This is a genomic window from Thioalkalivibrio sp. AKL7 (genome assembly GCF_000381705.1).
Lineage (GTDB): Bacteria > Pseudomonadota > Gammaproteobacteria > Ectothiorhodospirales > Ectothiorhodospiraceae > Thioalkalivibrio > Thioalkalivibrio versutus.
Map to the genome: position 1 here is coordinate 273247 of NZ_KB906949.1, position 25731 is coordinate 298977.

A 25731-nucleotide genomic window follows, 5' to 3' on the forward strand; every position below is an offset into this window, starting at 1 on the left:
GGGCTGGGCTCCTACGCGCGCGGCCGGGGCGGGACGCCGGACCAGGTCAGACATAGCGGGGTCGGACTACGGTAACGTGCGGAATAACCGAAGAAAATCGGTCGGAAAGGGGCATAAGTACGGCTTAGAGCGGTAATTTCGGTCATCAAATGGGACTTCCAGTGAAGGAAGTCAGGCCAAGGGACAGAGGCTGACACCGGTGCCCCACTCGGACTTATTTTCCTGGCCGATGTTGCGCCCCGTGATGCCGCGGAGCTGGCAGCCCGGTTTCGGGAACGCTATATCCTGATGAAGCTGCTGCGCGCCACCGCGCGCGGCCGCGGTTAGACGCGTACTACTACGTCATTGCCGGACGCCAATCGCAGATTCGTCGACGTATTAGCGGGAGTGACTGTCCGATGCCCAGGGTGGCCCCATTCGACGCGCACCATCAGCGCTATGAGGCGTGGTTCGACAAGCACGAACCGGCCTATCTCTCCGAACTGCTGGCCCTGCGCGCGTTTGTGCCGTGGGTAGGCCGGGGGCTCGAGATCGGCGTAGGGTCGGGACGCTTCGCCGCGCCGCTCGGGGTGCAGGTGGGCCTCGATCCCTCCCCGGCAATGCTGGCCCACGCGGCTGCCCGGGGTATCGAGATCGTGGAGGGGACGGCCGAAGACATGCCCTTTGAGGCGTGCAGCTTCGACTATGCCCTGGTGGTGACAACCCTGTGCTTTGTCGACTCTCCCGCGCGCATGCTTGCCGAGGCGCAGCGGGTGCTCCGGCCTGGTGGCCGTCTGGTAATCGGCTTTATCGACCGCGACAGTCCACTGGGGCAGGAGTACCTGGCGCATCAGTCGGAGAGCGTGTTTTACCGCGACGCCACTTTTCATTCCGCGGACGAAGTGGAACAGCTGCTTGTGCATGGCGGCTTCTCGATCGATGGGTGGGTACAGACCCTTGCGGGGCCGCTTGCCGGGATGCGGGATATCGAACCCCTGCGGCCGGGGCGCGGTGAATGCGCGTTCGTCGTCGTGGCGGCTACCCGCAACGCCGGAGCGGCCGAAAGCCCCGGGCCGCCTGTGCGGCCCGGGGCTGGTGGGCGCCGGGAATAGGAGGAGCGGCGTGGGACCACGCCAACGGTGGAACAGGAAAAGAAAATCGGCGGATCAAGGCCCGAATTCGGGCTTAAAGCGGCAATTTCTGTCTTCAAATGGGTCATTCCAGGGAGGGAAGCCATTCCAATCGCCAGCACCCTCAGGGCCATATCTGCCAAAGGATAAGATTCATGACCACATGACGGGGGCGGACCTCGTTACCATCCACAGGGTCAATTCGACCGCCGCGCGATCAGGTCCGCCACCGCGCGGATGAGCTGCCATTGGCCGATAAACCCCACGCCTTGCGGGTCGATGTGGGAAAAGCCGTCGATCAGGTGCAGGTCGGCCTCGCCGATTGCACGGGCGAGGCGCGCGCTTTCGGTGTGCGGGATCATGACGTCGGTCCGACCGTGGATCAGGATGGCACCGTTGGAAAGATGCGAGAGGTCGCGGTCGGCCAGGGACAGCATCTCGATGGCCGCCTGCGCGCTGGCCGGCAGATCATCCAGGAGCTCCGGGACGCGGTCTTGGTCATCGTTCAGGATTAACGCCAATAGGCTTCGCCCCTCATCGCCGAGATCATCGGCCACGTCGTCGATGGGGGCCTTGGGGTCGCCCATGCGCCGGCGCGCGATTTCTTCGAGAATCGCGCGGTCTTCGCGGTCATTCAGCATGTGCAGATTGCCGCGCAGGAAGATCCACTTCGCCTGCGGGTCCGGCGTGCGCGTTTGCCAGTGGGCGGATCCGGGCTCCCGGAAGGCCCCTGTGGTGGAGAAGGTGATCACGTTCTTCGTGTCGTAGTAGCCGCCGATCGCGACCAGGAAGTCGATGGCCTCCTCCCCCTCCGGCGTCAGCGTCGCCAGGACTGCAAGGCCCACGGCATAAGAGATCGCCGCGACCCCCACGTCTTGTTCATCGGCTGCGCGCTCCACTTCCAGACGGGCCAGAAGGGCCGCGGCATCACCGATGGCAGCGGCATCCTCGGGGCGCACACTGAGGTCTTTCGAGCCCTGCAGGTCGGGCACCAGCACCAGGAAGCGCGCTCGCGCCAGCGTAGTGGCGAGTTGTACCAGCCGGCGGTCGTCCTTGCCCTGTGGCGTGAAGCCCGGCACGAGGACGATGCGGGCCCCCACATCCTGCTGGGGATGATAGAGGTCGGCCGCGATGTCACCTTCGCCCGTCTCGAGCGTGAGCGTTTGGCGCATGGGCTCGGGGGTGCGGGCCTTCAGCGTGCTCGGTCCCGCGCCGGCCTCGATGTCCTGGAGCACGCGCGTTGCCTCCCAGCTCTGGGTGCTGATGCAGCTGGTCAGCATCAGGAGACTCAGCAACACAGCAGCGATGCGAAGCATGCGTTTCTCCTGTCAGATGAGCGGTACCAGTCCCGCCGGTACCATAAGTCTATATCCGGAGTGGCCGGGTCGGACCTCCAGGCGTAGGGTGCAATGAACAGGTTGCGCCCTGATCGGCAAAGGGTTTTGGCCTTGGAGTGGCCATTTTCGGCCATGAGTGGGGCTGTAAGGTGCGGGGTCTTCGGCGAGGTGTGAAGCGTCCGATTCGGTGCGTACGGAGCGGTCGACGGCGCGGATATCCAGCTGTGCCTGGATCTGGCGCAGGAATGAGTGGCTTCCCAAGAAGAAGAGGGCACGCATGATCTGTTTGCGGCCGATGCTTGGTTCAGCTTTACTCGCCCGGAGGGCCAAGAAGGGGATGTGATGGATATCAATCTGGGCGGGGCATTTCTGGAGGGGATGCTGCGATTCTGGTGGGCCTGGATCCTGGTCGTGCTGTTCGCCATCGGTCGGCTGCCGATGGTCAAGGGCTGGGTGGGTGAGCGTGTGGTTCGCCTGATTCTGGCGGTGGGCCTGGACGGCAAGGCGGGGCACGCGCTTCACGATGTCACGCTGGAGACGGGCGACGGGACGACGCAGGTCGACCATGTGCTGGTGTCCCGCTTCGGCATTTTCGTCATCGAGACGAAGAACATGCGCGGGTGGATCTTTGGCGGTGCGCGGCAGGCTCAATGGACGCAACGTTTCTACCGCCGGTCGTTTCGCTTCCAGAATCCGCTGCGCCAGAACTACCGGCATGAACGGGCGATTTCCGATGCGCTGCAGGTCGAGCCCGAGAAGATCCATTCGGTGGTGGTCTTCGTCGGCGGCAGTCGTTTCAAGACGCCGATGCCCGATAACGTGGTCCGGGGCCTGGGGCTGCTCGGCTACATCCGTTCGTTCCGCACGAAGGTGTGGAGCGATGACGAGGTGCAGGCCCTGGTGGACCAGCTGAAGGGTCGCCGGCTGGAGCCTTCTCGGCATACGCACCGGGCCCACGTGCAGCAGCTACGCGAACGGCATGAGGCCCCGGCCGGGCCGGCCTGTCCGAAATGCGGCGAGGCGATGATGAAGCGGAAGGCACGTCGCGGCTCCAGGGTTGGCCAGGAGTTCTGGGGGTGCACGCAGTATCCCGGCTGCCGCGGAACGAAGCCGGTCCAGTAGTCGGACTCAATCTGGCATCGTGGAGGCGTTCGATTCGTTCCGGAAATGAAAAGGAAGGGGCCATGGCGAATACCCGGTACGTGACCGCGAATCGATTGACCGAGGAGTCGAAGGCGATTCAGGCGAAGGGGCGGAATCTGGTCCTGATCCTGGGCCTTCCGGTCGCGGTTGCGGCCTTCTTCATTCATCCGCTCGTAGGGCTCGTAGCGCTTGCGGGCGTGGCGGCCCTGTATGGCAGCATCGGTGGCAGCGCGGTGATCGAGGCGGGGGCGCGCGGCGAGGATGCGGCCCTGGACTGGCTTTCGAAGCTCCCGGATTCATTCGCGATCTTCAATCAGGTGGATCTGCCCAGCGAACAGTCCCGCACCGGGATGGTGGAGACCGACTTGGTGGTGACCGGACCGGAGGCGGTGTTCGTGATCGAGGTGAAGCACAACAACGGGGCGATCAACTGTGACGAGAGCCGGCCGCAATGGACCGTGAGCAAGACGGGGCGTCGCGGAAACCGCTATGGCAAGGAGATGCGCAATCCCATCAGGCAGGTGAAGAAGCAGGTGTGGTTGCTGAGTGAATACCTGAAGAGCCGCAAGGCGAAGCGCTGGATCCAGCCGATCGTGCTGTTCACCCACCCGGATGTCTCGCTGGGGCGTTCGTCCGACCTGTCGGTACCCGTGCTCACCGGCCCCGAGGTGGTCGAGTACATCCGGAACTTCAAGCCGGAGCGGCCGCGCCCGGTGAAGGAGAACACGGTGCAGGCCATCGCGACCCTGAAGGGCTGAATCGTCGAGAGTGGCTGCGCATCGGGGGGGCGGACCAGGGTAAGGGTTGGAAACGGCGGTGAACATATCTGGACCAGGGCCCGAATTCGGGCTTGAAGCCGCCATTTCGACCGTCAAATGGCTATTTCAGGGAGGGAAGCCATCACTGGCTGGGCCAATCTGGCATGTGGTCCATCGCTGTCTCAAGCAGGAGTTCCTGCTGAAGTTTGCCCGTGACCGCAGGCTCGGGCGGTACTGGCTGTATGACGCGCGGCAGCGCTACGGTTTGTGTGTGCTGAACGCCATGCTCACCTCGCTGCGCGTGCACCTGCTGGTACGCCATTTGGGGAGGGCGAGATGGCGGGTGACGTCGTGGATCGCGGGGTGGGTGGCCAGTCCTAAACCGGCGCAGGTTATCGGGTGGATACACGGTCTTGACCACCAAACAGGGCGGATAAGCGTCTAGAAAGGGAGTTTGGCGCGATATAAGTTCATTAAGTCAGTAGGTTATCGTGGTCCGACCCCGTCGCCGCCGCCGTCTGTTATGGGTGCACGGCGGTGTTCTGTCCGAACTGGATCTGCCAGCCGTGGTGATCGTGGCGTTCGAACAGGAAGCTCATGCGCGTGTGCAGCTCGCCGTCGCCGCGGTCCGGCAGGCCCTCCGGCATGGATTCAATGCCCGAAACCCGAAACATGACCTCCGCGAAGGCGGTGTCGTCGCCGAGCAGGATGATGTCCTGTACGTCGACGCTTAGCGAGGTTCCGGCAAAGGGGCCCTGCAGCAAGTCCGTATGCCGTTGTGCATTGCTCGAACGGTCCTCGAGGCGCGTGCCGACCAGATTGATCACCCCGGTGTTCTCCGCATAGTCGCGCGCCCAGGCCTCGCCATCGCCGGCTTCCCATGCGGCCCCCTTGGCCTCCAGGATGCGCTGGATCTCGCCGTCGTCGGCCCAAGCAGGGGCCGCCATGAGTGCGGCCAGGGGCAAGGCGATCAGTAGGAACGGTTTCCTGGACATGCAAGCTCCGGATGGTGTTTGTGACAGGCGCCCCCTGTGTACAGGAGTGTCGGCCTGAGTGCCAGCGAGCCCGCGCTATGGGGTCTACCTTCGGATGTAGCAGGCCGGCATCGCCAAGGGAGCAGCTGCGGCGATTTCCCGCACAAATGGGCCCCCCGTCGGCTTGAGTGGCGCAATGGATGTGCGAGCAACAAAGGACACCAACGATCTTCGTTATGTTTGACACCGTACGGACTGCATCCTGACATCAGCCCATTTTGGCGGAAAGTGGAAGGGGCCTGGCATCAAAGCAAGGGCCGGAAGGCGCCTCGTACGCTGGGCATGGATCGCGTGACACTACGCGGGATATTCGGATGGAAGGAGTGACATGATGGCCAGAGACAATTTGCCGACCGTGGATTGGGAGCGTGGCGAGAACACGGATCGGGTGAAGGTGCAGGTAATGCGCGAGGAGCCCGTCATCCTGCAGATGCCATCGGGCATGGACTGGTCGGTGGATGGGGGTGAGTTCAAGTGCACAGCCGATCCCGACAGAGGGATGCAATGCGACTGCGAAGGCGGCCTGTTGCGGAAACTGGCGGAGCTCAACAATATGCCAGAGCTGAAGGAAATCGCGGACGCCTGCGAGTATTCGAGTTCCCGCGTCGATATCGACCCCGCCGGCGCGCGCATCATCGTCCACGACTGATTTGCCCGGGAGCCGCGAGGGCGGCAAGGGCTCAGGCCGTCCTTTCGCGCCGCGCCTCCACCCAAGCGGCAAGGGCTTCTCTAATGTCCCGGGCTCGTTGATGTCTCACAACATCACGACGTGTGGCGCTGTTATATTGTGCGGCGTTTCGCTGACCCATCGCGGGGTCAACGCGAAACATGTCGCCGACCAGCAGATCGACGGGTCGGGACTCACTCACGACCCACGATAGGGACTGGCTGAATGGCACAGGGCGCACCGACCCCGCTGAGGTCGCTTTCATCCGAAAAAGTGGTGGGTCTGAGCACGCTGTTCGTCGCCCTGGCGGCGTTTTCCTGGGGGCTGTCCGGCGGGATTGGGGGCATTCTCACGGGCCAGGGTTGGGATCCGGTGGTGGTGTCGTTCTACCGGGGCGCGATCGGGCTGCTGTTCGTGCTCGCCTGGCTTGCGATTCGCCCGCATGGCAGCGGATTGGCCAGTGGCCGCATGTGGTTCTGGTCGGCGATCGCCGGCCTGGGGGTCGCGGGCAACTTCACCTTCTACTTCCTGAGCATCGCCGAGGGCAGTGTCGCGGTGGCTGCGACACTGATGTACTGCGCGCCGGTATTCGTTTATCTCGTCTCTTTTGCACTCGGGCTCGAAAAACCCACCCTGTTCAAGTGGGTCGCGATCGCGATGGTCATGCTGGGTGTGGTGCTGCTGACGGGTATTTACGATATCGGTGCCGGTGACGTGACGCCGATCGCCGCCGGGGCCGGTCTGGCTTCCGGGCTGTCCTACGCGGTCTTCATCTTCGGCTTCAAGTTCGCGGCACCCCACGGCAGCCCGCAGGCGATTCTGGTGATTGCGTTCGCGGTCCTGGTCGTCATCCTGTTCGGGCTGGGCGATCCCGAGCAGACCGTGGCTGTGCTGAGCACGCCGAGCTGGCCGTTGTTCGTGATACTGGGCGTGCTGGGCGCCGGGTTGTCGTTCATTTTCTACATCATCGGCCTGAACCACACGGCACCCGCTGTCGCGTCCATCGTGGCGATGGTCGAGCCGGTGACTGCGTCGCTGTTCGGCGTGGTGTTCCTGAGCGAGACCCTGGGCGCACTCCAGGTCTTTGGCATGGGACTGATCCTGCTGACCGTGACCGCCCTGAGCGTCTATTCCAGCTCGCAGAAGCAATCGGTTCCGCCCCAGCCACGCGCGGACTAGCGCTTGGACGCGACTTCGTCGCTCTACGCGCTACCAAAGTCCGACCATGGTCCCGGGGCAACCCGGGCTGGTCATGGTGCGGGGCCCGCACCGCGCCTCTCTCCCGCCTCTCTCCCGCCTCTTCCAGACGGCCTGTTGGTCGGTAAACGTATGATTGTTCGAGGATGCATGATGAAACCCAGGCTCATTTTGATCATGCTTCCAGCCCTGTTGGCAGGCTGTGGTGGTTCCGCCGAAACCTACAAGGACCGAGAGGCCGCCTATGATCGGTCTTCTGAATGCCATCAGGCTCGCGAAGACTCGGAAGACTGTCGGTTGGCTTACGAGGCACTAATCGAGATCGAAAGAGGATCGACCGAGGACGGCGAAATCGATGCCTACAAGGAAAAGTATTGCAGTGGGCTGAGCCACGATGATCTTCTCTGTGAGGTTGGGAAGGTGATTAGCCTAAGAATCGATCAGGAGCAGAGCGCGCGGGTTCAGGCGAGGGTCGAACATTATTTAGGCAATCGATCCGAGCTTAGAGATCAATATAACGAGTGCGGAAGTATGTACTACGAGGAGGCCGGTCTGGAACGCGATGGTGCCTGGATCGGGGCGGCGGGTGTGCGCAAGCTGCATCGAGCCAAGAGTGCGTTCAGCGAGGAATTTAACGAGGAATGCCGGGTGGCGGCGGATGCGGCAAATCGCCTTAAGATTGAATTTGCGCATTATTTCGTAAAGGTTCTATGAGGTTGCGCGCCAAGGGCGAGGGGCGCTCCGATTGCGGCGTTTGCCGCGCGCGAGATGAGGCGTCGTACGGGCGACAGCAATGGGCTCGGTCAGACTTGCGGAGCGCTGCGCGGGGTGTTGGGCCCGGGGGCTCTACTCGAGCGCGCAGAGGCAGTCGGTTCCGTCTCAAGCAAGCGCTGAGTGGCGCCTGGGCCTGGAACCGGCCCGGTGCAGTCCGGGATGGTGGCGTGGAATCACGCCAAATATCGGTTGATCAGGCTATCGCGGGTGGTAGATGGTCACCAGGACTGACGCGTCTTCCAGCGCCTTGAGGGCATGGGGCTGACCCCCATTCAGGTAGATCAGGGCACCGGCGGTGAGTCGCTGGACCTTGTCTTCCCCGATACGGAAATCGACCGAGCCTTCCAGGCATTGGACCGTGATCTCTCCGGGTACGGCGTGATCACTGAACTCTTCGCCTTTGAGGAGCACGACGCGGAAGACTTGCAAATGCTGCGAACGCAGCAGCGTTGCACTTTTTGACCCGCGCAGTTCTTTCCCCAGGGGGCGAACGTCCACGATCTCTCCGGGTGTGGCGTGGTGCAATGCCATGTTGTGCTCCAGCAGCTTTCTGCAATGGCGGGGCGCGCAGGCCTCAGCGGAGTGGGCGCACATCGGCAATGTCGGACAGCGCGATTGGCACGACCATGTAGCCGCTGCCGAAGCGTCGGCGCACACGGATGTGCTCCTCCTCGATTCCGAGCAGTTCGCCATCGCGGGTGCGCCCGTCGGCGAGCTGGATGCGGATATTGCGGCCGATGTGGTCGCCCAGGGCATTCAGTGCGATGTTCGGGACAGGCGATAAATCGGGTGCCGTGGTCGAGGCGGCCGGGCCCGTGTTCAAGTTCGTATTCTCGGTCGTCGTCGGTCTGGCGGGGCCCGGGGTGACGGGGCGCAGATCGACGCGACCGTAGTGTTTTCCGGCTACGGTCAGGCTGGACTCGACCCGACGTAGCAGGTGGGTCGGGGTGTCGACGTTGGCCCAGAGCAGCGCCGGGTTGTCGATCGGGCCAATGCGCAGCGAAACGTCCTTGGGATCCTCGATGAAGCGTCCGTAGGCATCGACCATCGTGGGCCCGGGCTGCACGCCGAAGGGGCGCCAGGCCTCGACCCAGGCGCCTTTGTGGTGCTCGGTATAGTCCTCGAGAGCCATCTCCATCTCGTTCGCGCAGAATTCCATCAGTGCAGGGTAGTACCCCCGGTCCGCGTACCCCACGGTCAAGGATTGTAGCGAGGCGGTCATTAGCGCCGGAGCGAGATCGCGGGCCCGGTTCGAGGCGGCCTGGATGTCGAAGCGTCCGGTGGAGGAGCCCTGGCCCAGTGGGCCCATGCCGAACGTGCTGTGCACGGTCAGACTGTTGCGGTCCTCTTCGAGGTGGTAGTGGGCGCCGAAGTCCAGCGGGATGTCGCGATAGCCGAGTGCGGCCATCAGGGCGTCCGGCGGGGCGGCTTGATAGGCCCCGCAGCCGGCGGTGTCGAGCCACAGCGCAGGCGTGTCGCCCTGCGCGCCTGTGGCGATGCCGGCCGGCAGGGTCAGCCCGTGCACGGAAAACCCGAGCTGCCGCGGCAGGCGTCGGGCATCCAGCGTGTGCCGAAGCCGGGCGAGCCGCCACAGGTTTCCGGCTTCCAGGGTGATGCGGTCAGCGCGCATGCGGCCGATGGCCGTGTTGTTGGGTTCAAACAGCAGCCCGTTGACGTGCAGTTCGCCCCCGAGGCCGAACCCGACGTCGGAGTAGTGCAGCGTGCCGAGCGGCTGGAGCATCTCCACCATGTCGTCGAGCTTCTGCTCGACCTGCCGGACCTCGTAGTGGTAATACCCGACACCGGCGGCGGCGACCATGAGGCCGCCCACGATCAGTTTCCCTGGCATGTTTCTCTCCCTGTTTTGACTCATCCGGGCCGTGCGAGACCAGACCCGACAGCGGGATTGCCTTGTCCCGCGCCAACAAGATACCCACTCCGGGACATTTCCGCACTGCGGTCGAGGCTCGCTACGCGTCGGGGGTATATCTAGGGATTGAGCCCGCCGGCGGGGTGGACGGAAGTCGGGCCCCCACGGCCCTGCGCCCTCCGGGCTCGTTGATGTCCGGTCCGGGCGGCGGCAGCAAAGGGGTCATTCCTCGCGGGCGGGAATCGAGGCGAAGTAGGCCGACACGGCGGCCATCTCTTCTTCCTCCAGCTCCTGGGCGATGCCCTGCATCAAACCGGCCAGGGCGGTCTTGCGGGCCCCCTGGGCATAGGCCTGGAGCTGTGCCATGAGATAACGCGGGGGATGGCCGGCGAGCGGTGGCAGGCTGGGGTTGCGCTCGCGCCCCTGTTCGCCATGGCAGGAGGCGCAGGACTGGATGTTTCGCTCCGGCAGCCCTTCGAGCGCAATCTCGCGCCCTTTTTCTACCAGGTCTTCGGGCACCCGGTGCGGCCCTCCCGCCGGTTTCATCTCGGCGTAGTGGCGGCTGACCGCCTCGATCTCGTCATCGTCCAGATGCTGGGCGATCTGGGCCATGGTGGCATTCGGGCGCTGGCCTTCCCGGTAGGCCGTCATCTGCTCGACCAAGTAGGCCTCCGGGAGCCCCGCCAGGCGCGGGAATGGGGGCTGTCCCTGGCCCTGGCCCTGTTCGCCGTGGCACTGGATGCAGGCGGTCGCGCCGCGATCATTGCCTTCCTGCGCAATTTGGGCGCCCGGGTCGTCCTCGGCGACGGCGGCGCCGCCCAGCAGCCACAGGGCGGTTAACAGCGCGAGTGGCCGGACAGTGATTCGGTTGAAGGTGTGCGCTCGTGCCATCGGATCACCACGATTGCAGGACGTTATCTTCAGGAACATAGGGCGGTTTCAACGATGGTGCAATTGCGGTGCACATTTGGCGGGCTTGTGAGGTGTGCGCCGCCGGATATAGCCGCGGTCCGGCGTGCCGCATCCCCGGCGAACAGGAAAGGACAGGAAGAGAGCAGGAAGAGGACACCCAGCTTCCTGGGTTTCGCACTGCGCGGCTGCGCATCCGGGAATCATTCCGCCGGGAGGCAGTCCGGAAGGGAATCCTCCAGCCTGCGGGGCGTGATGCCGAGGTCGGCGAAGCTTCCCGCCGTTTCGTCGGCGACGTTGTCGTGCTGCATCAGGAAGATCTGGTCCCGGGTCAGGGGTGCGTTCGGTAGCAGCGAGCCGAGCCGGGCCAGTGCGTGCCAGAGCGCGAAGGGCACAGGCACCATCGGGCGCTGGCGTTCCAGGTGAACCAGTACCCGAGTCAGGATCTGGCGGTACGTCATGATGTCGGGACCACCGAGTTCGAACACCGGGTGTGCGGGCGGGGTGGCGGCGAACAGCCTGGCCACGGCGCGGGCGACATCGGCCACGTGCACCGGCTGCAGGCGGGTCTCTCCGCGGCCGAACAGGGGGATCACCGGCAGGCGCGCAAGGCCGGCCAGGTTGCGCAGGAAGGCATCATGCGGGCCGAAGAGCACGCTGGGACGCACGATCAAGGCGTCGGGGAACGCGCGGATCACGGCCGACTCGCCTTCGGCCCTGGCGCGTATGTAGGCGGAGCGCGACTGGCTGTCGGCCCCGATCCCGGAGATCTGCACGACTCGCGCCAGGCCCGCCTCGCGCGCCGATCGGGCGAGGCGGGCAGCGCCTTCCACGTGGATGGTGGTGAAGCGGAGGTCGCGGTGTTCCACATACAGGCTGACCGCGTTCACCACGCCGCAGGCGCCCTCCAGGGCCCGGGTGACGGCGGCATCGTCACGGATATCGGCGCTGCAGTGCTCCACCTGGGCATGTTGTTCCAGCGCGGCGGGTAACGCCGCCCGGCGCGAAGCAATCCGCACGGGGTGTCCGGCGTCGATCAGCTCGTGCACGATCGCGCTGCCGAGAAAGCCGGTGCCGCCAAATACCGTGATCAGGTCCGGGCGCATGGCGAGCCCCCTTTGTGCGCTCTAGGTTGGCGCCAGATGTGGGGTGTCAATGATCAGTCGTCCAGGTACTGGGTGAGACCGGGCAGAAGTACGAAATGTCCCGGGCCGGCGTGGATTCAAGGGCTGTGTGTGCCTTTTGGGAACGGTCAGGCGTCCAGTCAGCGCGTGCGTCGACATCCGGCCAGCTGCCCGGCCCAGGCATCAAGCAGCCGCTGACGCACACCGGCGTCGTCGCCGCGCCGCAGCTCCTCGCGGCTAGCGGCGAAGGTTTGGGTCATCCAGCCGTCCTCGGCGGCGCATTCGACCCGAATCTCCCAGCCATCGTCGTGCGGCTCGACATCGAACGTGTAGGTCGCCAAATGCAGTTCCTCCAGCAGGCCGCTGACCATCTCCCGCGCCCGGGAGAACTCCTCGACGGATAACGTCATCGTGTCGTCCCTCATGTTGCCGTGCAGCCACTGTTCGAAGCGGCGGATGGAGTGCTCGAACTCCGAGCGGTAGTGCGCTGCCGGGGGGTGATTGCCCGCACCGGCCAGCGCTTCGCGGTAGATGTTCAATGTGCGCTCGACCCATTCCCGCGTGGCGGCCTCGCCGTCACGCTTGATCAGGAAGCGGATGCGTTGCAGTTCGTCGGTCACGGTCTGCTCTGGAACGGGGCTTGTATCTGCCATGATGTAGGGTATTGCGGGCGCCTCTGCAACCGGTGGCCCTTCGAGGCGAGTCCGTTATGGGCCGCCGGAGCGGGCGGGGCCGATGCGGGTGGGGCCCGCCCCGAGTGCGCTCCGGGTTGGCGAGGCCTGGGCGGACACCAGTGGAATTGTGAAACGCCGCGGCGCGAGAGGCGGCAGACCGGGAAGCGGATGCAGGAGCGTCTTTCACACGTGGTGGGTTTCGATGATGCGCCGTTCGCGCGGCCACATCGGGGTGATGTGCTGGTGGTCGGTGCGGTATTCGCCGGCATGCGGCTGGACGGTGTGATCTCGACGCGGGTGCGCCGTGACGGAGCCAACGCCACCGCGTGTCTGGCCGAATGCGTGCTGGACAGTCCGTTTGCACCGCAACTGCACGCGATCCTGTTGCAGGGGATCACCCTGGCCGGATTCAACGTGGTGGACCTGCCGGCGCTGCACGCGCGCACCGGGTTACCGATCCTCGCGGTGGCGCGCCACGCACCGGATCTGCCCGCGATTCGTCGCGCGCTGCTCGGGCCTGTTCCAGGGGGCGTGCGCAAGTGGCGACTGATCGAGGCCGCCGGCGTCATGGAACCGCTGGCGGGGTTGTACGTGCAGCGCTGCGGGCTGAGTCCCGAGGCGGCGCAGAGGCTCCTGGAAGACCAGCGCGTCCATAGCCGGTTGCCGGAACCACTGCGGGTGGCGCACATGATCGCAGGCGGTGTGACGACCGGGGCGAGTCGTCACCGTCCGTGACCGGGGGCGCGAGCCGTCCGGGAACGGGCGGACATTGGGCCGCCCGCTTTCCGCACGCGACTCCACTGCATGAGTGCAGGCGAGATTGGGGCACCCTCCGGATAGGGCGTCAGGCCTGTGGCTACACTCGTTGCAGGCAAGCCTGAAGGAGGTCTCGATGGCCTGTGCGTATGTCGGGACGTCCGGCTGGAACTACCGGGCGTGGAAGGAAGACTTCTACCGCGGGGTTCCACAGCGCGAGTGGCTCGCCCACTGTGCGCGGTATTTCAGCGGGCTGGAGATCAATGCCACCTTTTACCGCCTGCCCGCGAGTACGACCGTGCGGCGGTGGGCGGAGCAGACGCCGCCGGATTTCGGCTTCGCGATCAAGGGCAGCCGCTTCGTCACGCATATCCACCGACTGAAGGACGCCGGGGACCCGGTTCGGCTGCTGCGCGACCGCATGCAACCGATGGGGAGCCGGCTGCGGGCGGTCGTGTGGCAATTGCCGCCGAACTTCGCGGTGAACCAGGAGCGTCTGGAGGCGTTCACCAACGCGCTGGGCTTCTGGCCGGAGGTGCGGCATGCGATCGAGTTTCGCCATCCCAGCTGGTTTACCGTGGCGGTGGCGGGGCAGCTGGACGCGGCCGGAGTGGGGATCTGCCAGTCCGATGCCCCGGACTGGCCGTGCTGGGAGGCCATAGCGGGCCCGCTGGTCTACTGTCGTCTGCACGGGCATACCCGCACCTATGCCTCGGCCTACAGCGACCGCCTGCTGGACCAGTGGGCCGACCGCGTGCGGCAGTGGCTGGCACAGGGGCGCGAGGTGCATGTCTACTTCGATAACGATGCCGAGGGCGCCGCGCCCCGGGACGTCCAGCGCCTGATCGAACGGCTGCGGGATGCAGGCTGATGGCTCAGGCATCCGCCTCCGCGCGATGGCGGCGGTACAGCCGCAGGGCCGTTAGCCCGACCAGTAGCGAGGCCAGTCCACCGATCACGAACACATGTGCGGGCGTGGCACCGGCGGGCCCGGTAAGCAGCCAGAACAGGACCGGTGCCACCAGCATGGCGGAGAAAGCCAGGAAGTTGCTGGCGGCGATGAAGCGGCCGCGCCGGTCAGCGGGGCTGTGACCCTGCAGGTAGGCGGTGATCGGTACGATGAAGAAACCGGAGGCAATGCCCAGCAGGGCCATCAGCACCAGCGTTGCGGGGTAACTGTCGGTGGCGAAGTACAGCAATGCGCTGATCAGGGCCGCCGCGATCATGCCGGCCGGGGCATGGTGCATGGCGATGCCGCCACGCGACAGGTAGCCGGCAAGGATGCTGCCGGTTCCGATGCCGAGCGCCAGCGTAGTCAGGATGATGCCGGTCGCGAGCTCGCCCAGCTCCAGATGGACCTCGGCGAACAGTGGGACGTTGAGTTGGTACAGCGTGCCCAGAGCCCAGAACCATGCGATGCCGAGGATCACCATGAACAGGACGCGGTGTAGCCGGATCTCGGTGACCGACTGCATGACGGTCGCGAACGGGTTCAGGCGGAACGGCGCGGGGTTGTCGGTGGCCAGGGTCGGGGCGATGAACAAGCTGGTCACCAGACCGGTGACGGACAGCGCCACGATCAGGGCCGCCGGGACCCACAGCGCCTCGCCGGCGAACTCCATCACGAAGCCGGCCAGCGCGGTGCCGAGGATGATCGCCAGGAACGTCCATAGCTGGATGTGTCCGTTGGCGCGCGATAGCTGCGGGTAGCGCACCAGCTCCGGCAGGATGCCGAACTTCGCCGGGCTGAAGAACGTGCTTTGCAGGCCCATCAGGAAGGTGGTCACCAGCAGGCCGGGGAAGTTGTCGGTGATCAGCATCAGCGCGGCGGTCAGCAGCACCGCGGCCTCGGCCATGCGGGTGCAGACGATCACGATCTTCTTGCTGTAGCGGTCGGCGATGTAGCCCGCCCATGGCGAGAACAGCACGAACGGAAGCAGGAACACGAAACCGACCAGGCTGTAGTAGAAGGTGCCTTCGCCCTCGGCGACGAACTCGCGGATGGCGATGAAGATGACCACCAGCCGGAAGAAGTTGTCGTTGAGGGCGTTGATGAAGACCGTCGCCATGTGGGCGACGAAGCTCTTCCTGCGGATGTCCGAGGTCTCGGTCATGGGATCTGCGGCGCGGCGGGGTTTTTGAAAGAACTATAGGTCAGGTTTGAGCGCAAAACGGGGCGGAACACGCGCAATGTCGAAAATAGAGATGAAACGAGGTTAAATCGGGTGTCATTGGCGCTCGAAGCTGCAATTTCTGCCGTCGAATGGGTATTCCAGGGAGGGGCCCATGCGACGAGCCCATCGCCACTACGTACCGGGTCATTGCTGGCATGTCACCCGCCGCTGTCAGAAGCGGGAATGCCTGCTGAAGTTTGCCCGGAAACCACGGCCGGCAAACAAGAAGACACCCATGACCTTGTTTGCGGACTGCATCGTCGGTTTTTGCAGTGAGTCCCGGATGCACGCGACCCGAGGAGAAGAAGGGGGCACCCATCATCCTCCATGAGCAAGAATTCACGTGGGCCGAGCTCATATGGCACTCCCGCGCCTACCAGGCGAGCGCCAGCAAGCCGGCCCCGAGGCAGACGACGATGACCGGGATGATGGTCTCGCGGATCACCTGACCCTCGCGGGCCTGCAGGCCGGCGGCCCCGGCCGCCATGGCGATGTTGTGCAGCGAGATCATGTTGCCCACCCCGGCGCCGATCAGTTGCAGGGCGAGGACGGTTGGGAGCGCCATGCCCAGGGCATCGGCAGTGTCTGCCTGGAGTTGTGCAAACAGCAGGTTGGAGACGGTCGCGCTTCCGGTCATGAACGAGCCCAGGGCGCCGAGGAAGGCACTGAACATCACGAAGGTCCCGCCCAGTGATTCCGCCAGGCCCTGCCCCAGCACCTGTGGCATCGACGGCAGGCCGGCGGCGTTGGAGCCGGAGCTCAGCAGGAGCTGGGTGAGGGCGATGATGAACGCCAGCACGATGGCCGCCACGCGCAGCTTGCCCCAGGTGGCGGCCACCGCCTGACCCAGCGTGGCGCGGCTTACGCGGAACAGGATCAGCGCGGTGAGCAGGGCCAGGCCAAAGTAGAAATAGGGTGTGTACAGCGGGGCGAGGCTTTGCCCCAGCTCAATGCCGTGGAACTCGCCCGGTGACCAGCGCACGGACTGCAGGGCCTCGCGCAGCGGCATGATGGTGCGCGAGGCGATCAGTGCCACGGCCATGACCGCGAACGGCACAAAGGCCAGGAGCACGCGCCCGACTGGGGCCCGCTCGACCTCTGGGCGCCGTTCGTGCCGGGGTAGCAGGAAGCCGCGATGGGCCGCCAGGGCAATCACCGCCATTGCCACCACGCCGCCGATGATCGCGGGCAGTTCCGGCCCCACCAGCCAGGCAACCAGCAGATAGGGGATGCCGAACGCCAGCGCCGACAGCACGGCGAAGGGCACGAACTCGCGGAAGCGCCCGCGTTCCTCGCCGAGGGTCGCCACCCAGACCATGAATAGCGTAATGAACGGTGCGAGGACGGTGTGGATGACCGCCGTCTGCAACACGGCCGAGCGGGTGGTCTCCGCATCCAGGCCGAGGCCGGCGAAGCCGATGATCACGGGCGTTCCGGCCGCACCGAAGGGGACGGCGGTGCTGTTGCCGATCAGGGCGATGGCGACCGCCTTCAGGGGCCGCATGCCGAAATACACCAGCAGCGGTGCCGCCAGTACCGCGGGGGTGCCGAAGCCGGCGATGCCCTCTACGAAACCGACCAGCCCCCACCCCAGCAGCATGGCCAGCACCCGGTGGTCGCGCGAGACGCTGGCGATGACTGACTGGATTGCACTCATGTGCCCGGTCCCGATCATCACGTTCAGCACCAGCAGTGCCATCAGGATGATCAGCAGGACCTCCACGAAAACGATGGCAGCATCCAGCAGACTCGCTACCAGCACCGTGCCCGATATCTGCCAGACCAGAACGGCCAGCACCAGGGTGGCGAAATAGGCGATGGGCGCCGCTTCAAAGGCCGGCCGCCGCAACGGCACCAGCCACACGAACAGCAACACGAACGGCACCAACGTGAGCCAGAACAGCACGATCCCTCTCCCGTTATGCGCAAGGCGTCATCCTAACCCGGGGCTCGGTTCGGGAATAACCGAATCAGGCTGCCACAAGGCCCCTTGGCGTTATGCCCCGCGAAGAGCTCGCAGGGTCGCGCAGCGTCCTGGAGGTCAGGGCCGGACGCTCGGCCCCATGGGCCGTGGATACTTGTCTATAGTGACGCTGAATTGCTCACGTCCGGGTCTACATGATGCAGAACTCCGAAACCCAGTCATCCGGGGGCGCCGCGGATGCCCTTGATACGGACTTCTTGAAGAAACTTCCGAAGGTGGTCGATGACCTCCGGGACCGCTGGTACATCGTGCGCCAGCGCGGGTTCCGGCCACAGGACGTGATGGATGTCCGGGGCATAACGCGGGCTTTGGTGAGCGGTCTGACCGGCTCGGCCATGGTTGACTCTTTCACCACCGCTCGCCGGATTGATGAGCGGCTGGCGCAGTATGCGGCCACCACGGTGCGTCCCAACCCGGCCGATCTCGAGACCATTGGAGCCCTGGTTCTGCGGCTGCGCGAAAGTGTGCGCGGCGAAGTGCCGTTCGCCGCGGACGACGCCGAGACGGCCGCGTCGGGCCCGATGATCCAGCGGCCTCTGGTATGCCTGTTCGGGGCGGATGCTTCGCCGGAGAGCGAGACCGCCTTGCTGCTGGGAATACACGGCTATTCGGTTGTTGCGTGCGCCGATGAGGCAGCCCTGCCGCATCCGGGCGACGCGACCCCACCCGACGTGATGATCGCCGAACTGGCGGCGATGGATGACGCCGAACTGTCGCGGCTTGTCCATCTGCGTGACGCTTCGCTGCCGGGCGTGCCGCTGGTCATCCTGGCGCCAGTCAGCGGAGGAGCCGCAGGACAGGCCGAGCTGCATGTGCTCCGCGCCGGTGCCGATGCCCTGTTGAAGCGGCCCGTGACGGACCTGGACTTGGTGGGGGCCATACGCGGGCTGGTGCAGGACGACTTTCTGATCCCGTACCGGGTGCTGATGCTCGGCGCGGACACCGGGTCTGTCGAGGAGCCGGCGTCCATGTTGCGGCAGGCCGGCCTGGAGGTGGGCATCAGCGTGGACCCGCTGGAGGTGGTTGATCGAGTGGCGGATCGTCGGCCAGAGGCGGTAGTGATCGCCGGGTCTTTGCCGGGGGTCACCGCGGAGGAGATCAGCCGTCTGTTGTTGCCCCACGACATGTCTCTGGATATCCCCCTGTTGGCTTTGGATGTGCCGGGGGCACCGGATGGCTCGCCCGGCAATGGGATGCTCGACTACCTGCCGCCCGCCAGTACCGATGCGGACATCGTCTGCCGGGTTCGTGCGCGGGCTGCATGGCACCGCCGTACTCGGTCGCGGGCGCACGGCCAGGCCGAGCGTGTCCGATCGCCGACACTGGTGCATCCCCTGGAGTTCGAGCGTCTCGTGTTATGCCATCTCGACGGCCTTGATCCTGCGCAGGGGGCCGCGGTGGTCCTGCAGTGGGCGTTCGATGACCCGGGGGCGCTACTCGCCCGCCTCGGTCCGATCGACTACCAGCAGACTCGCAACCAGTTCGTGCGCCGGATTCGCGGGGCCATGGCCCCGGGTGATCTGGTGGTGAGCCATGGTGAGGCGGGCTTGATTGCGATTGCCCAACGCAAGGACGTGAAGGAGATCGTCGAACTCGCGCAACGCGTGCATGAGCAGACTGCCGGTGCCGCTGTGTCCGGTCTCCCCGGTGGAACCGTTGCGGCCAGCATCGGTGTCGGACAGGTGATGTGGGAACGTCCGCTCAAGGCTTTGGACCGTGCCATCGCGCTTTGTAGCGAGGCCCGCGACAGCGGCGGCAACCGGGTGCAACTGGATCCGGAGTTGCTGACGCCGGATCTGGAGGTCGAAGAGCGCAATCACTGGCGGCGCACCATTGCCCATGCCATCAAGGAAAAGCGACTGTTCCCGGTGTTTCAGCCGATCGCGAATATCAGTGGGTCCGATCAGATCGAACGCCATGAGGTGCTGCTGAGAATCCGCGAGCCGAATGGCAAGATCCTGTTGCCGGGACAGTTCGTCGAGATGGCGGAACGGCTCGAGCTCGACCGGCATCTCGATCGCTGGGTCATCAGTAATGCCCTTGGCATCCTCAATGCCCGAACCGTGAGCCATCCGCAGTCGCGGCTGTTTGTGAAGATGTCCCGCGGCTCGCTCGGCGATTCGAGCTTTTTGCCCTGGCTGGGCAAGCAACTTGCCGTGCACCCGGTATGGCCGGGAAGCCTGGTTCTGCAACTCCGCGAGGGCGATGTGCTGGGCCGGATGGATCAGCTCTCGGCCTTTGGCGATGCGCTTCGGGATTTGGAGATCCGCATCGCCCTGGAACACTTTGGCGCCAGTACCGATGCCGATACGCGCCGGATGCTTGCCGAAATGCGGCCCGACTACGTCAAGATCGCGCGGGAACTCACCGTGGGGCTGCATCACTCCGCCACGCCTTCGTTACGGCTCAACGGCCTCCTGGGTCAGGCCAAGGAGGTCGGTGCCTACACCATGGCCAGCTATGTGGAGGATGCCGATGGTCTGGCCTTGTTGTGGCAGGCCCAGATCGACCTGGTTCAGGGGAACTTCATCCGGCAGCCAGAGGAAGAGCTGCGCTACGAACTCGAGTTTCCAGGCCTGGACGACGCGGGCTGATCGGCTCGGTCAGACAGGACAGTACGCCTGCGAAGAATGCGGTCAGGCCGGCAAGGCGCAGGGGGCGGTCACGAGCAACGGATGGTCCAGGACGGTAGGATCGGCAGGCGGGGTCGCCAGGCCCCGCAGCGACGGACCGTTCCAATCACATGACGCAGGGAGGCGTTCATGATTCTTCTGGTTGTATACAGTTTCGCGGTACTGGCCGCATTGGTGATGCTGTTATCGCGACGGCGCGCCGCGCTTGGCGTGCGGGTGTTGTATGCCTTCGCGACCTTGGCGCTGCCCTTTGCCACGGTATTGCTCGCGCATGCGCTGAACGGTGGCGAGGCATCCGGGGCGGGGGCTTTCGGGCTGGTGCTGTTCGCGTTCCTTGGGAGCCCGTTGTTGATGTGGTGGGTGTTTGCCTATCGCCACCCTGCAGGGGTCCCCGAGGACCCTGCTGAGAGGGGCATCGCGCCGGGCTCACCGCCGCCGGAGGCGGCCAGATCGGCCGCGCCGGATGCCGTCCAGGAGTCCGCGGTGGCCGCGGCACAGCGGTCGACTGCGCGGATGCACCCCTTTCACCGTGCGGCGCTGGTGCAGACGCCGGGGTCGCTCCTGCTGGGATTGGGACTGGCTGAAAAGCTCGGGGGTAATGACGGTCCGATCTTTCCGTTTCTGGCGAATGGCTGGCTGGTCGACGGCATGCTGGTGCTGGGGACGGTTCTGTTTGCCGTATCGCTCCGTATGATCGTCGCAGAACTGCGCCGGCCGTCCGAACCGCAACGGGATACCGAAGCGCTGGGAATCCGTAACCCGCGTCGCTGAGCCACCCGCAGACGCAGTTCGCCGCGACCGCTTCTCGTACGCCCGGTGACTGTTCCGGTGGACTGGATCTTGTGAGCTCTCTAACGGAACGGCGCTTCCGGGTATGACGGATCGGTAGCAAGCCTCTCTGGCGCGGGCTATGTTCTGGGTGGAGCCGCTGTGGTGGACGAATTCCTCGACTCGCGGGATCGGCCCTAAAATGGTCGGTCGGCGTGGACGGAGGACTTGTGTGGGGTCGTGGGTATGGATGAGTAGCGCGGTACGGAGGGTTTCGTCATGCAGAGATACGTCGTCGGCAGGGTGGAATCCGATTCGCGGGCAGGGCCTGGCTTGCGGTACCCATGACGTCGGTGGTTGTCACCGCGGCTGGCTGGGGGACGAAGGTATGACGACCGCATGGGGTGACCCCGCTTGAAGGTGCTCGTCATCCTCGGCCACCCGCGCGCCGATAGCCTGTGCGGGGCGCTGGCCGAAGCCTACAGCGAAGGGGCGCGCGCGGCCGGGACCGAGGTGCAGTCCCTGAATCTGGCGAGCCTGGAGTTTGATCCGCACGTCCACACCCCTTCGCCCAATCAGCAGCCACTCGAAAAGGACCTGGAGATCGCGCGCGGCCTCGTCGAGTGGGCCGATCATCTGGTGTTTGTCTATCCCACCTGGTGGGGCACCATGCCGGCGCTGCTCAAGGGCTTTCTGGACCGGATCATGATGCCGGAATTCGCCTTTCGCTCCTGCGAGGGCGGTACCGGGTACGAAGGGTTGCTGCAGGGCCGCTCGGCGCAATTGATCACGACCATGGATACGCCGCCGCTGATCCACCGGCTGGTGTATCGCCAGCCAGGTGCCAATGCGATGGCGCGCGCCACGCTGGGGTTTTGCGGCGTCCGGCCGGTGCGCTCGTTGATGTTCGGTTCGGTGCGCCATAGCGACGAGGCCCAGCGCGAGGCCTGGTTGCAGCGCGCAGGCCAGGAAGGGCTGCGTCTGGCCAGGGGGCGCGAAAGTGCGGGCGAGTGGCTCGCGCACAAGGCCGGTGCCTGGCTCCAGGCGTTGCGCTTGCAGTTCTATCCGATGACCTTTGTGGCCTACGCGGTGGGGGCGCTGGCCGCCGCCCCGGCGGGTGGGGTGTTCGGCAACCCGGTGTTCTGGCTCGGGTACCTGTGCCTGTTTCTACTGGAAGTGGCCACGGTGCTGGTGAACGAACGCGTGGATTTTGGCTCGGACCGGCAAAACCGGTTCTATGGCCCCTTCACCGGTGGGTCGCGCGTGCTGGTGGAGGGGCTGTTGTCCGCGCGCGAGCTGGGCGGTGGGATTGCCCTCGCGCTGGTGGGCTTCGCCCTCGCGTTCGTGGCGTTGCTGGCGACCGCACCCGGGGATTCGGGGCCGATCCTGGTGGTGATGGCCGTCCTGGCGGTCCTGGCGATCGGCTACACGGCGGCGCCACTGAAGCTTAGCTATCGGGGGCTGGGGGAGCTGGACGTTGCGCTGACGCACAGCCTGGGTGTGCTGCTGTGTGGCTATGTGTTCCTGGCGGGCGACTGGGCCGCACCCTTGCCCTGGCTGCTGAGCCTGCCGCTGTTCCTGGCGATTCTGCCCTCGATCACGCTATCCGGCATTCCCGACCGCGAGGCGGACGCCGCGGTGGGCAAGGGCACCCTGGCCGTGCGCCTGGGGAACGACGGTGCGCTTTGGGTGGCGTTGTCGTTCACCATCCTGGCGGCCGCCAGCGGCGCGTTGTTCGATGCGCTGGGATGGGCGCAGGGGGCCTATGCCGGGATCGGGTATGTGGTGGTTCCGTATGCCGCCTGGCTGGTCTGGCTCCTGTGGCGTGCGCTGCACCGCGAAGGCCCTAGGGGCCGCATTGACGGATTGATGGCGGCATCCCTGGGCTATGTGCTCTGGTTCGGACTGTTCCCCCTGGTGAACCTGGTCAAGGGCTGATGGTGGGTGGCTCCGGGGCGATGATGGGGGGGCATCGTGGGCCAGTGCGTGGCACGCGTTATTCGGACGGCGGTTCACTGGTGAAGCGCTGCTGGCTGCTGACATCGGGGGTGCCGCGCAGCCTTCTCTGGGCCTTCCCGCGCCAGTTGGGGACCAGGGCTTGGCAATTGGCGGCAGGTCGATCTTGGCCGCACCGGTACGTGCAGAAAGCCTTTTCCGGAGTACCGAAGCCGATGGGCTGTTGCCTTTCCGCGGGTCGCCTTCTTTCGGCCCGATCAGGCACCCGTTATAGTCACAATGATCGGGGGGCATTTCCACCGCTATTGCGGGAAGGCCCCGTTGATGCCAGACGACGCATCGACACGCAAGGGGAGGGGGGATGCGGGCACAACTCCGGTTACGGAACACCTGGCCGGCCTATGCGCGGTTCATCGGCATTTCGGTCGCGATCGTCACTCTGCTGGCGGTGGTCCAGATCCTGTTTGTCTATGGGGCCGATCGTTTCGAGTCGCGCTTGCTGGCGATCCCTTCCGTTGTCGGGATCCTTTTCGGGTTCATGCTGGCGCGCATGCACCTGCTTCGGTCGCAGACCGACCTCCTGAATACCTTTGTCGAAGCGACCCAGGCCAGCAGTGACCACGAGGAGGCCATTCGGCATTTGCTGCGGGTGGTTGCCGAGCAGCTGCGGATGGACGGGGTTGTCCTCTATGAATTGGACCCGGTCGGGGTGAGCGTAAGGCGACTCCGGCACTACCCGCCGCACCGCGCCTCGCCGTTGTCCGAACGTGCGCTACAGGAGCTTTCGGCATTGTCCCTTGAGGAAGGCCGGTCCGGTACCTGCGAGGAACTGCGCTCCCGGGGCCTGGATTCGCTTCCGGCTTGCCTGGAGACGATGGAGCTTTCGCTTCCCGACAACCAGCGTGGCTTGTTGGTGCTCTATCGTGACGATGCGAGGCGCAAGCCACCGGACGCGCTGGAACGGCGGTTCCTGCAACTCAGCGCCGACTGGCTGAGCATGACCCTGACCCACATGCACCAGCGGGAGATCATCGCCACGGAACGGGAACAAAACCGGCGCGAGAAGGAGCGGGCCCAAACCACGCTGGAGTCGATTGGCGACGCGGTGATTACCACCGACGACCATGGGCGGATCGACTACGCCAACCCGGTGGCCAGCTTGTTGCTGGGCGAGCCCGCGGCACAACTGGCGAAACGGCCCCTCGACGAGGTGGTATGTCTGGAAGACGAGAGCGGCGGGGACTCGATGTCCGCGCGGCTCGAATCCAGTGGTCAGGTGCTCGCGGAAGCAGGCCACCCTGCCCATATGCGCCTGCACACCGCGAACGACCAGACCCGCCCGGTCCAGCTTTCCTTTACCCCGATCCTGAATCGCGCCGCCGACAGCCAGGCAAGCGTCCTCGTGATGCGTGACATCAGCGAGCTGCGCGAGGTGATGCGCCGGCTCGACTATCAGGCCACACACGATGCCCTGACAGGGTTGCTGAACCGGCCGGCGTTCGAGGCGTGCCTCGAGGAACAGCTACGTTCCGCGCGCACGCACGACACCCGGCACACCCTGTGCTATCTCGACCTCGACCAGTTCAAGATTATCAATGACACCCGTGGGCATACCGCGGGCGACGAGCTCCTGCGGCAGATTTCGGCCCTGTTGCTTCATTTGTTGCACGAACGCGATATCGTCGCGCGCCTCGGAGGGGATGAATTCGGGATCCTGATGGTTGACCGGGACATCGAGGACGGACGAACCCTGGCCGAGGAGATCGGCCGTGAACTGGCCAGCTTCCGTTTCTACTGGGACGAGGCGACCTTCTCCGTGTCCGCCAGTCTGGGGCTGGTCGAAGTCAGCGGGGCGAGCGAGTCGACCCAGTTGATCCTGCAGCAGGCGGATGCGGCCTGCTACGTGGTCAAGGACACGGGACGCAACCAGGTGCGCGTGTTCCGGGCGGAGGACGAGGACTTGCGTGACCGGGCGGGCGAACTGCACTGGGTCAGCAGCATTCCGGACGCAATCGAGCAGGAGCGTTTCGAACTCTGGGCACAACCCGTTCGCACGCTGGCGGATGACACGGATGCCTATTTCGAAGTCCTGCTTCGCCTGCGTGACCGCGATGGCCAGTTGGTCCGGCCGGATACCTTCATCCCGGCGGCCGAACGTTATGACCTGATGGGGCAGGTCGACCGCTGGGTGGTGTCCCGGACGCTGGCGTACATGCAGCAACTCCAGGCTGCCGGGTGTGGTGCCCTTCCGGTGATGGGGATCAACCTCTCCGGCTCGTCACTGAATAACGATGCCTTCCTGGTGTTTCTGCAGGAGTCTGTGGCGAGGTCCGGCCTCCCCGGTGACCGCTTGTGCTTCGAGATCACCGAGACCGCTGCGGTCCGGCACCTGCAGCGAACCGCCCGGCTGATGACCGAGATGCGGCGAACGGGTTGCCACTTCGCGCTGGACGATTTCGGCAGCGGCCTGTCCTCGTTTTCCTACCTCAAGCATCTGCCGGTGGATTATCTGAAGATCGACGGTGACTTTGTTCGGGACATCAACACCGATCCGGTCGATCTCGCAATGGTGCGTGCCATACACGAAGTGGGACAGATCCTGGGGCTGATCACGATTGCGGAACACGTGGAAAATGATGCCATCCGGGCGCGCCTCGCGGAGGTTGGCGTTACTCACGGGCAGGGCTACGGCCTGGCGCGTCCGGAATCATTGGCCGGTCCGGTACGCGTCCATCGGGCGGGCGAATGGGCTACGCCCTGATGCGGAAGATGTATCCCGGATGGCCAACCGGGTTTACCCGTGATTCCTCGCGACCCCGGGAAGGATGAGTTCGCGACGATGGTCTCGGCCGTTCTCTACCGGC

The 25731-nt window shown here is 65.1% G+C and carries 21 protein-coding genes and 1 pseudogene; 13 read left to right on the forward strand and 9 right to left on the reverse strand.

Translation table 11 applies throughout. From position 1 onward, the window contains the following. Positions 1-398: 398 nt before the first annotated feature. Positions 399-1091 carry a class I SAM-dependent methyltransferase gene (locus G315_RS0106245; RefSeq protein WP_018144275.1) on the forward strand — a complete coding sequence of 231 codons (693 nt, stop codon included), beginning with the start codon at positions 399-401 and terminating at the stop codon, positions 1089-1091. Between the two features lie 215 nt (positions 1092-1306). Here G315_RS0106245 and G315_RS0106250 read toward each other — a convergent pair whose 3' ends face one another. Beyond that, positions 1307-2425: an alpha/beta fold hydrolase gene (locus tag G315_RS0106250; protein ID WP_018144274.1), complete on the reverse strand. Its 1119-nt coding sequence runs from the start codon at positions 2423-2425 to the stop codon at positions 1307-1309. 363 nt (positions 2426-2788) lie between these two features. Between G315_RS0106250 and G315_RS0106255 the strand changes: the two genes are divergently transcribed. The 3 genes and pseudogenes from G315_RS0106255 to G315_RS14825 form a co-directional block, all read left to right on the forward strand. Beyond that, positions 2789-3568 carry a nuclease-related domain-containing protein gene (locus G315_RS0106255; protein ID WP_026182013.1) on the forward strand — a complete coding sequence of 260 codons (780 nt, stop codon included), beginning with the start codon at positions 2789-2791 and terminating at the stop codon, positions 3566-3568. 62 nt (positions 3569-3630) lie between these two features. Next, complete coding sequence (locus tag G315_RS0106260; protein ID WP_019612124.1) at positions 3631-4347, forward strand: nuclease-related domain-containing protein; 717 nt, start codon at positions 3631-3633, stop codon at positions 4345-4347. Positions 4348-4492: 145 nt separating this feature from the next. Further along, positions 4493-4717, forward strand: a pseudogene (locus G315_RS14825) (hypothetical protein); the annotation flags it as partial. Positions 4718-4868: 151 nt separating this feature from the next. On the opposite strand, the gene G315_RS0106270 reads toward G315_RS14825, so the two are convergent. Continuing rightward, a complete protein-coding gene (locus G315_RS0106270) occupies positions 4869-5342 on the reverse strand; it encodes an SgcJ/EcaC family oxidoreductase (protein ID WP_019612126.1) in 474 nt (157 codons plus the stop codon). A gap of 367 nt (positions 5343-5709) precedes the next feature. Here G315_RS0106270 and G315_RS0106275 point away from each other — a divergent pair, with 367 nt between their 5' ends. The 3 genes from G315_RS0106275 (at position 5710) to G315_RS0106285 (ending at position 7959) form a co-directional block, all read left to right on the forward strand. Continuing rightward, on the forward strand, positions 5710-6030 hold the full coding sequence (locus G315_RS0106275; protein ID WP_018170136.1) for a hypothetical protein: 321 nt from the start codon (positions 5710-5712) through the stop codon (positions 6028-6030). Between the two features lie 294 nt (positions 6031-6324). Further along, the gene (locus G315_RS0106280; protein ID WP_019612127.1) at positions 6325-7227 is read left to right on the forward strand and encodes an EamA family transporter; all 903 of its coding nucleotides are present in this window, start codon (positions 6325-6327) and stop codon (positions 7225-7227) included. 168 nt (positions 7228-7395) lie between these two features. After that, the gene (locus G315_RS0106285) at positions 7396-7959 is read left to right on the forward strand and encodes a hypothetical protein (protein WP_231370708.1); all 564 of its coding nucleotides are present in this window, start codon (positions 7396-7398) and stop codon (positions 7957-7959) included. Between the two features lie 258 nt (positions 7960-8217). Here G315_RS0106285 and G315_RS14110 read toward each other — a convergent pair whose 3' ends face one another. The 5 genes from G315_RS14110 to G315_RS0106310 all read right to left on the reverse strand — a co-directional run bounded on the left by G315_RS14110 (position 8218) and on the right by G315_RS0106310 (position 12542). Next, on the reverse strand, positions 8218-8550 hold the full coding sequence (locus tag G315_RS14110; RefSeq protein ID WP_081624450.1) for a cupin domain-containing protein: 333 nt from the start codon (positions 8548-8550) through the stop codon (positions 8218-8220). Between the two features lie 43 nt (positions 8551-8593). Then, on the reverse strand, positions 8594-9868 hold the full coding sequence (locus G315_RS0106295) for a hypothetical protein (protein ID WP_019612130.1): 1275 nt from the start codon (positions 9866-9868) through the stop codon (positions 8594-8596). Positions 9869-10111: 243 nt separating this feature from the next. Next, entirely contained in the window at positions 10112-10780 is a 669-nt protein-coding gene (locus G315_RS0106300) for a c-type cytochrome (protein WP_038031896.1), read from the reverse strand. A gap of 221 nt (positions 10781-11001) precedes the next feature. Next, positions 11002-11904 (reverse strand): complex I NDUFA9 subunit family protein, encoded by a 903-nt coding sequence (locus G315_RS0106305; RefSeq protein WP_019612131.1) that lies wholly within the window; start codon positions 11902-11904, stop codon positions 11002-11004. A gap of 158 nt (positions 11905-12062) precedes the next feature. Continuing rightward, positions 12063-12542: a hypothetical protein gene (locus G315_RS0106310; RefSeq protein WP_018144261.1), complete on the reverse strand. Its 480-nt coding sequence runs from the start codon at positions 12540-12542 to the stop codon at positions 12063-12065. Positions 12543-12764: 222 nt separating this feature from the next. Between G315_RS0106310 and G315_RS0106315 the strand changes: the two genes are divergently transcribed. Beyond that, positions 12765-13331 carry a DUF99 family protein gene (locus tag G315_RS0106315; protein WP_026338832.1) on the forward strand — a complete coding sequence of 189 codons (567 nt, stop codon included), beginning with the start codon at positions 12765-12767 and terminating at the stop codon, positions 13329-13331. Between the two features lie 157 nt (positions 13332-13488). Next, the gene (locus G315_RS0106320) at positions 13489-14223 is read left to right on the forward strand and encodes a DUF72 domain-containing protein (RefSeq protein WP_018144259.1); all 735 of its coding nucleotides are present in this window, start codon (positions 13489-13491) and stop codon (positions 14221-14223) included. Between the two features lie 4 nt (positions 14224-14227). Here G315_RS0106320 and G315_RS0106325 read toward each other — a convergent pair whose 3' ends face one another. Continuing rightward, positions 14228-15466 (reverse strand): MFS transporter, encoded by a 1239-nt coding sequence (locus G315_RS0106325; protein WP_019612133.1) that lies wholly within the window; start codon positions 15464-15466, stop codon positions 14228-14230. Between the two features lie 433 nt (positions 15467-15899). Beyond that, complete coding sequence (locus G315_RS0106330; protein WP_018144257.1) at positions 15900-17432, reverse strand: L-lactate permease; 1533 nt, start codon at positions 17430-17432, stop codon at positions 15900-15902. 212 nt (positions 17433-17644) lie between these two features. Between G315_RS0106330 and G315_RS0106335 the strand changes: the two genes are divergently transcribed. From G315_RS0106335 to G315_RS0106350, 4 genes are all read left to right on the forward strand, one after another. Continuing rightward, positions 17645-20104, forward strand: coding sequence for an EAL domain-containing protein (locus G315_RS0106335; RefSeq protein WP_019612134.1), 2460 nt, complete (start codon positions 17645-17647; stop codon positions 20102-20104). Between the two features lie 168 nt (positions 20105-20272). Continuing rightward, on the forward strand, positions 20273-20914 hold the full coding sequence (locus G315_RS0106340; protein WP_019612135.1) for a hypothetical protein: 642 nt from the start codon (positions 20273-20275) through the stop codon (positions 20912-20914). Between the two features lie 411 nt (positions 20915-21325). Then, positions 21326-22849: an NAD(P)H-dependent oxidoreductase gene (locus tag G315_RS0106345; RefSeq protein WP_019612136.1), complete on the forward strand. Its 1524-nt coding sequence runs from the start codon at positions 21326-21328 to the stop codon at positions 22847-22849. Positions 22850-23228: 379 nt separating this feature from the next. Further along, positions 23229-25628, forward strand: coding sequence for an EAL domain-containing protein (locus tag G315_RS0106350; RefSeq protein ID WP_019612137.1), 2400 nt, complete (start codon positions 23229-23231; stop codon positions 25626-25628). Positions 25629-25731 lie beyond the last annotated feature (103 nt).

What these genes read in the sequence shown, in the direction of transcription:
- G315_RS0106300 (WP_038031896.1), bottom strand. Translation starts at nt 10,780, where the DNA reads ATGGCACGAGCGCACACCTTCAACCGAATCACTGTCCGGCCACTCGCG.
- G315_RS0106340 (WP_019612135.1), top strand. Translation starts at nt 20,273, where the DNA reads ATGATTCTTCTGGTTGTATACAGTTTCGCGGTACTGGCCGCATTGGTG.
- G315_RS0106255 (WP_026182013.1), top strand. Translation starts at nt 2,789, where the DNA reads ATGGATATCAATCTGGGCGGGGCATTTCTGGAGGGGATGCTGCGATTC.
- G315_RS0106275 (WP_018170136.1), top strand. Translation starts at nt 5,710, where the DNA reads ATGATGGCCAGAGACAATTTGCCGACCGTGGATTGGGAGCGTGGCGAG.
- G315_RS0106250 (WP_018144274.1), bottom strand. Translation starts at nt 2,425, where the DNA reads ATGCTTCGCATCGCTGCTGTGTTGCTGAGTCTCCTGATGCTGACCAGC.
- G315_RS0106315 (WP_026338832.1), top strand. Translation starts at nt 12,765, where the DNA reads ATGCAGGAGCGTCTTTCACACGTGGTGGGTTTCGATGATGCGCCGTTC.
- G315_RS0106335 (WP_019612134.1), top strand. Translation starts at nt 17,645, where the DNA reads ATGATGCAGAACTCCGAAACCCAGTCATCCGGGGGCGCCGCGGATGCC.
- G315_RS0106350 (WP_019612137.1), top strand. Translation starts at nt 23,229, where the DNA reads ATGCGGGCACAACTCCGGTTACGGAACACCTGGCCGGCCTATGCGCGG.
- G315_RS0106270 (WP_019612126.1), bottom strand. Translation starts at nt 5,342, where the DNA reads ATGTCCAGGAAACCGTTCCTACTGATCGCCTTGCCCCTGGCCGCACTC.
- G315_RS0106260 (WP_019612124.1), top strand. Translation starts at nt 3,631, where the DNA reads ATGGCGAATACCCGGTACGTGACCGCGAATCGATTGACCGAGGAGTCG.
- G315_RS14110 (WP_081624450.1), bottom strand. Translation starts at nt 8,550, where the DNA reads ATGGCATTGCACCACGCCACACCCGGAGAGATCGTGGACGTTCGCCCC.
- G315_RS0106245 (WP_018144275.1), top strand. Translation starts at nt 399, where the DNA reads ATGCCCAGGGTGGCCCCATTCGACGCGCACCATCAGCGCTATGAGGCG.
- G315_RS0106285 (WP_231370708.1), top strand. Translation starts at nt 7,396, where the DNA reads ATGATGAAACCCAGGCTCATTTTGATCATGCTTCCAGCCCTGTTGGCA.
- G315_RS0106305 (WP_019612131.1), bottom strand. Translation starts at nt 11,904, where the DNA reads ATGCGCCCGGACCTGATCACGGTATTTGGCGGCACCGGCTTTCTCGGC.
- G315_RS0106325 (WP_019612133.1), bottom strand. Translation starts at nt 15,466, where the DNA reads ATGACCGAGACCTCGGACATCCGCAGGAAGAGCTTCGTCGCCCACATG.
- G315_RS0106295 (WP_019612130.1), bottom strand. Translation starts at nt 9,868, where the DNA reads ATGCCAGGGAAACTGATCGTGGGCGGCCTCATGGTCGCCGCCGCCGGT.
- G315_RS0106320 (WP_018144259.1), top strand. Translation starts at nt 13,489, where the DNA reads ATGGCCTGTGCGTATGTCGGGACGTCCGGCTGGAACTACCGGGCGTGG.